Origin of the sequence: Spirillospora sp. NPDC046719 (genome assembly GCF_040645715.1) — a bacterium.
Classification (GTDB): domain Bacteria; phylum Actinomycetota; class Actinomycetes; order Streptosporangiales; family Streptosporangiaceae; genus Spirillospora.
The window spans coordinates 1-5,043 of record NZ_JBEYYT010000576.1 but is presented as its reverse complement, the minus strand read 5'-3'; the positions used below and the strand labels follow the sequence as shown (position 1 = coordinate 5,043).

Sequence of the window (5,043 nt, the reverse complement as noted above, 5' to 3'; positions counted from 1 at the left end):
TTTGGTGCACGAATGATTCAATTGATTTGCCAAGTAAATCCGATGTTTCAAGAACTTGTGAATTATTTGAAATCAAAAAGTTCTAAGACTGATGTTATTGAAAATGATACTACGGAGGAAAACAAATGAAAAAAGTAATTAAAAAAGCTGCCATTGGAATGGTAGCTTTCTTTGTTGTCGCAGCAAGTGGACCTGTATTTGTCTTTTCTCCGGGGACGCCGCGTCCTTCTCCGGGGGCGGCGTGACCGGACGGGTGTCCGGCGCGCTGCGGGCCGTGCGTCCCGGGCGGATACCGGAGAATCCTGATTGGATACGTTGAGTGACTTCAAAGCCACTCAACGCATCCACAGTGCGCCGGGACGTCCTCGCGTCCTTCGTCGTGTTCCTGGTCGCGATCCCGCTGTCGCTGGGCATCGCGGTCGCCTCGGGCGCGCCGGTCGCCGCCGGGCTCGTCGCCGCCGTCGCCGGCGGTGTCGTCGCCGGGCTCGCGGGCGGGTCGCCGCTGCAGGTCAGCGGCCCCGCCGCCGGGCTGACCGTGCTGGTCGCCGACCTCATCGCGAGCTACGGCTGGCGGGCCACCTGCACGATCACCCTGCTCGCCGGGGTGCTGCAGGTGGCGCTCGGCCTGAGCCGGGTGGCGCGCGTCGTGCTGGCGGTGTCGCCCGCCGTGGTGCACGGCATGCTCGCCGGCGTCGGCGCGGTGATCGTGCTGGCCCAGGTGCACGTCGTGCTGGGCGGCGGCCCGCAGGAGTCCGCCGTGGCCAACCTGCGGGAGCTGCCCGGGCAGCTGCTGCACCCGGCGCCGTACTCGACGCTCGTCGGCGCGCTGACGGTCCTGGTGCTGCTGGGCTGGTCCCGGCTGCCGCGCGGGGGCCGGCTGCGCCTGGTCCCCGGTCCGCTGCCCGCCATCGCCGCCGCCACCGCCGCCGTGTGGGCGTTCGGCTGGCCGGTCGACCGGGTGGACCTGCCGGGGTCCATGCTGCACGGCTGGGGCCTCCCGGAGCTGCCGCACGGGTCACCGCACGGCGTCGCGGGCGCCGTCGTGTCGCTCGCGGTCGTGGCGGCCGTGGCGTCGCTGCTGTGCAGCGTGGCGGTCGACCGCGTCCGGCCCGCCGGGGTCCCGCCCACCGACCTCGACCGGGAGCTGGCCGCGCAGGGCGCGGCGAACGCGGTGTCCGGGCTGTTCGGCGGCCTGCCGGTCGCGGGCGTGATCGTCCGCAGCACCGCCAACCTGGAGGCGGGCGCCCGGACCCGGCTGTCCGCCGTCCTGCACGGGGTGTGGGTGCTGGTGCTCGCGGTGTCCTGCGGTCCCGTGATCGAGCGCGTCCCGCTGTCCGCGCTGTCGGCGCTGCTCGTGGTCCTCGGCGTCCGCCTGGTGGACCCGGCGCGGATCCGCGACCTGCGCGACCACCGGGAGGCGCCCGCCTACGCCGCCACGTTCGCCGGCGTGGTCGTCCTCGGCCTCGGCGAGGGCGTGCTGCTGGGCATCGCCGTCACGGCGGTGCTGGCGCTGCGGCGGCTGACCCGGCTCACCGTCCGGACCGAGCGGCTGCTCCCCGCGCCGGGCGACGGAATCGTTCCGCCCCGCTGGCACGTTGTCGTGGAGGGGACACTGACGTTCCTCGGAGTTCCGAAGGTGACGCGCGCGCTGCGGTCCGTTCCGGCGGGTGCGGACGTCGACCTCGACCTGAACGTCGACTTCATGGACCATGCCGCCTTCGACGCCGTCCACCAGTGGCGGCTGGCGCACGAACGCCAAGGGGGCAGGGTCGACATCGACGAGGTTCACGAGGGTTGGTATGAAAGAGGGGTGACAGGTGATATGTCTTCGTCGCGTAAGTCGTCCCCCCCGGCGCGCTGGTGGGCTCCATGGGCGAACCGGCAGCGACGCTCCGGAAGCGCCGCCGAGCCCCCGTCCCCGACGTCCGTCCTGCTCGACGGCGTCCGCGAGTACCACGACAGCACCGCCGGGCTGGTCCGGCCGATCATGGCCGAGCTGGCGATGGAGCAGAAGCCGGAGCTCCTCTTCATCACGTGCGTGGACTCGCGCGTCGTGCCCAACATCATCACCGCCAGCGGGCCCGGCGACCTGTTCATCAACCGGAACGTCGGCAACTTCGTCCCGCCGCACGACTCGGCCGTCCCGGACGACTCGGTGATGGCGACGGTGGAGTACGCGACCAACGTGCTGGACATCCGCACGATCGCGGTCTGCGGGCACTCCAACTGCGGCGCGATGGCCGCGGTGATGGCGGGCGGCGCAGAGGTCGCGCACCTGGAGGGGCTGACCCGCTGGCTCGAGTTCGGCAAGCCGACGCTGGAGCGCTTCCACGCCGAGGCGGACCACGGCGACGACCCGCTGGCCCGGCTCAGCCAGCTCAACGTGATGCAGCAGCTCGACAACCTGCTCACCTACCCGTGGCTCCGGGAGCGCGCCGAGGCCGGCGAGCTGGAGCTCGTGGGCCTCTACTTCGACCTGAAGTCCGCGACGGTCAAGGTCCTCGATCGCGGCGCGGGGAAGTTCGCCACGATCCCGAACCACGTCCCGGAGTCCGCTTACCGGGACACCGGCCGGTCCTGACACCGAAGGGTCTCCGGGGCATCGCGCCCCGGAGACCCCTCGTCCCGCCGTCCTACCGTCCGACCAGCTCGCCGCGCATCCGGCCGTCGTCCTCCGGCCGGTCGGCCCCGATCACGGGGCCGGTGTTCCGCGGGGAGCCGCGGTGGTACAGGGCGCCCTCCTGCCGGGGGTCGCGGACGTACACTCCGGTCACCCGCCGCGCGGCGCGCGCGCCGAGGCCCGCCGGAGGCGTGAAAAGCGTGTCGCTGCGGCTGGCCCGCGCGAACACCGCGAGGTAGACCAGGGACCCCAGCGCCCCGGCGAGCACGAGGGCCACGAACACGATGATGATGAACATCAGCGCTCCTCTCCCCGGGGCGGCCACCGCGCCCCGAGCCTCCGCCGACCCGGCGATCAGCTCTACCCATGACGTTAGGCGCGCTCTTTCAGGTCGTTTGTGTCGTGTGACCCGAAGCCACCGAGATTCACGCCACTCGGCTCCGGTGCGAGGTTCACTGCACCTCTCAGCCCGGTGAGTCCGGGACATGGCCCCTGGACGGCCCGCAGGTGCAATGTAGGATGTCCTACGTCCTGAGCAAAGGAGGCCCGGTTCCGTGAGCACCGGTTTCGATCCCGACATCGCCGAGTGGCTGCGGCGCCGCGCCGAGGACCCGACCGCCGCCGACGCGTCCGTCGAGGGCGCGCGGCGCCACTCGCTGGCCGTGAACGAGCGGTCGCTCGCGCTGCTGCCCGACCCGCCCGTCCCGTTCGCCGAGCACGCCACCGTCCTGGAGACCGCCTCCGGGCCGGTGCCCGCGCTGGTCGTCGAGCCCGGCCCCCGGCCCGCCGAGGCCGCCGTCGCGTTCTTCCACGGCGGCGGGTGGATCGCCGGCGACCTGCGCACGCACCGGCAGCACATGCGGCGCCTCGCGGTCGGGACCGGCGCCGCGGTGATCGGCGTGGACTACCGCCTCGCGCCCGAGGACCCGTTCCCGGCCGCGTTCGACGACTGCCTCGCCGCGACGCTGCACCTCGCCGCGACCCGGACCGGGCCGCTCGCCGTGGCGGGCGACAGCGCGGGCGGGCAGCTCGCCGCGTCCGTCGCGCTCGCCTGCCGCGACCGGGGCGTCGAGCTGGCCGGGCAGCTGCTGGTCGTCCCCGTCACCGACGCGACGGGCGGGTACGCCGACCCCGACGTGAACGCCCTCTACCCGTCCCGGGCCGAACGCGCCGACGGCCACGGGCTGACGCTGGCCGGGATGCGGTGGTTCACCGAGCTGTACCGCCCGCCGGGCCGCGGCGACGACTGGCGGGTGTCGCCGCTGCGCGCCGCCGACCTCGCGGGCGCCGCGCCCGCCGCGATCCACACGGTCGGCTTCGATCCGCTGCGGGACGAGGGCTGCGCCTACGCCGCCGCGCTGGCCGCCGCCGGCGTCCCGGTCGTCCACCGCGAATGGCCGACCCTGAACCACGGATTCTTCGGCCTGGGCGGCGTGTCCGCCACCGCCGACCGGGCCGCGCGCCAGGCCGCCGCCGACCTGAGCGCCCTCCTCACGCCCGCGCGTCGCGTCGCGGGGTGAGGGCGGCGGCGAAGCGGGCGGTGATCCAGCGGGGGTCGGTGATCGCGGTGCCGACCACCACGCAGGACGCGCCCGCCTCGATCGCGGCCGCCGCCGACGCGGGCGCGTGGTAGCGGCCCTCCGCGACGATCAGCGCGCCGGGGAGCTCGGCGCGCAGCGCCCGGACCAGGTCCAGGTCGGGGCCGTCCGGCGGTGGGCCGGGGACGGTGTACCCGGCGAGGGTCGTGGCCACCATGTCGGCGCCCGCCTCGGCGGCGGCGACGCCCTCGTCCAGGGTCGCCACGTCCGCCATGAACAGCGCGCCCTCCCCCTGGACCGCCTTGATCGTCTCGGTGAGCGGGCGGCCGTCCGGGCGCGGCCGGAACGTGGCGTCGGCCGCGACGACGTGCGCGCCCGCCCGGACCACGGCACGGGCGGCCTCGACGGTCGGCGTGATGAACACGCCGCCGGTGCCGTCCTTGGTCAGGCCGATGACGGGGACGTCCACGGCGGCGGCGATGGCGGCGACGTCGGGGGTCCCGCCGACCCCGCCGCAGCGGATCGCGGCGGCGCCGCCCGCGGCCGCCGCCTCCGCCATCCGGACGAGCGCGCCGGTGTCGCGCAGCGGATGCCCGTCCGGGGCCTGGCAGGACACGATGAGCCGCCCGGCGACGGCGGCGGCGAAGGTCTCGGCGTTCAACGGGCGCTCCTGTTCACGGGGGTGCCGGTGGGCAGGGTTCAGGCGGGCAGGGTTCAGGCGGGCGCGGACCCGGCGGGCGCGGACCCGGCGGGCAGGGATCCGGCGAGCAGGGTTCCGGCGAGCAGTGCCGCTCCGACCAGCGGCGCGTCCGTGCCGAGCCGGGCGGGGACGATCGGGGTCGCGCGCAGCGGCGGGAGCGCCTCGTCCCGGAACGCGGCGGCGAC

4 protein-coding genes are annotated in these 5,043 nt (G+C 74.0%); 2 read left to right on the top strand and 2 right to left on the bottom strand.

Annotation, left to right across the window (positions count from 1 at the left end):
* Window positions 1–349: 349 nt before the first annotated feature.
* Entirely contained in the window at window positions 350–2,581 is a 2,232-nt protein-coding gene (locus tag ABZ914_RS46375) for a SulP family inorganic anion transporter (protein WP_500201039.1), read from the top strand.
* Window positions 2,582–2,633: 52 nt separating this feature from the next.
* Here ABZ914_RS46375 and ABZ914_RS46370 read toward each other — a convergent pair whose 3' ends face one another.
* The gene (locus ABZ914_RS46370; protein ID WP_500201038.1) at window positions 2,634–2,918 is read right to left on the bottom strand and encodes a hypothetical protein; all 285 of its coding nucleotides are present in this window, start codon (window positions 2,916–2,918) and stop codon (window positions 2,634–2,636) included.
* Between the two features lie 256 nt (window positions 2,919–3,174).
* Here ABZ914_RS46370 and ABZ914_RS46365 point away from each other — a divergent pair, with 256 nt between their 5' ends.
* Window positions 3,175–4,140, top strand: coding sequence for an alpha/beta hydrolase (locus ABZ914_RS46365; RefSeq protein WP_500201037.1), 966 nt, complete (start codon window positions 3,175–3,177; stop codon window positions 4,138–4,140).
* Here ABZ914_RS46365 and ABZ914_RS46360 read toward each other — a convergent pair.
* Window positions 4,112–4,819, bottom strand: coding sequence for a putative N-acetylmannosamine-6-phosphate 2-epimerase (locus ABZ914_RS46360; RefSeq protein WP_500201036.1), 708 nt, complete (start codon window positions 4,817–4,819; stop codon window positions 4,112–4,114). The two genes, ABZ914_RS46365 and ABZ914_RS46360, sit on opposite strands and share 29 nt — an antisense overlap.
* Window positions 4,820–5,043 lie beyond the last annotated feature (224 nt).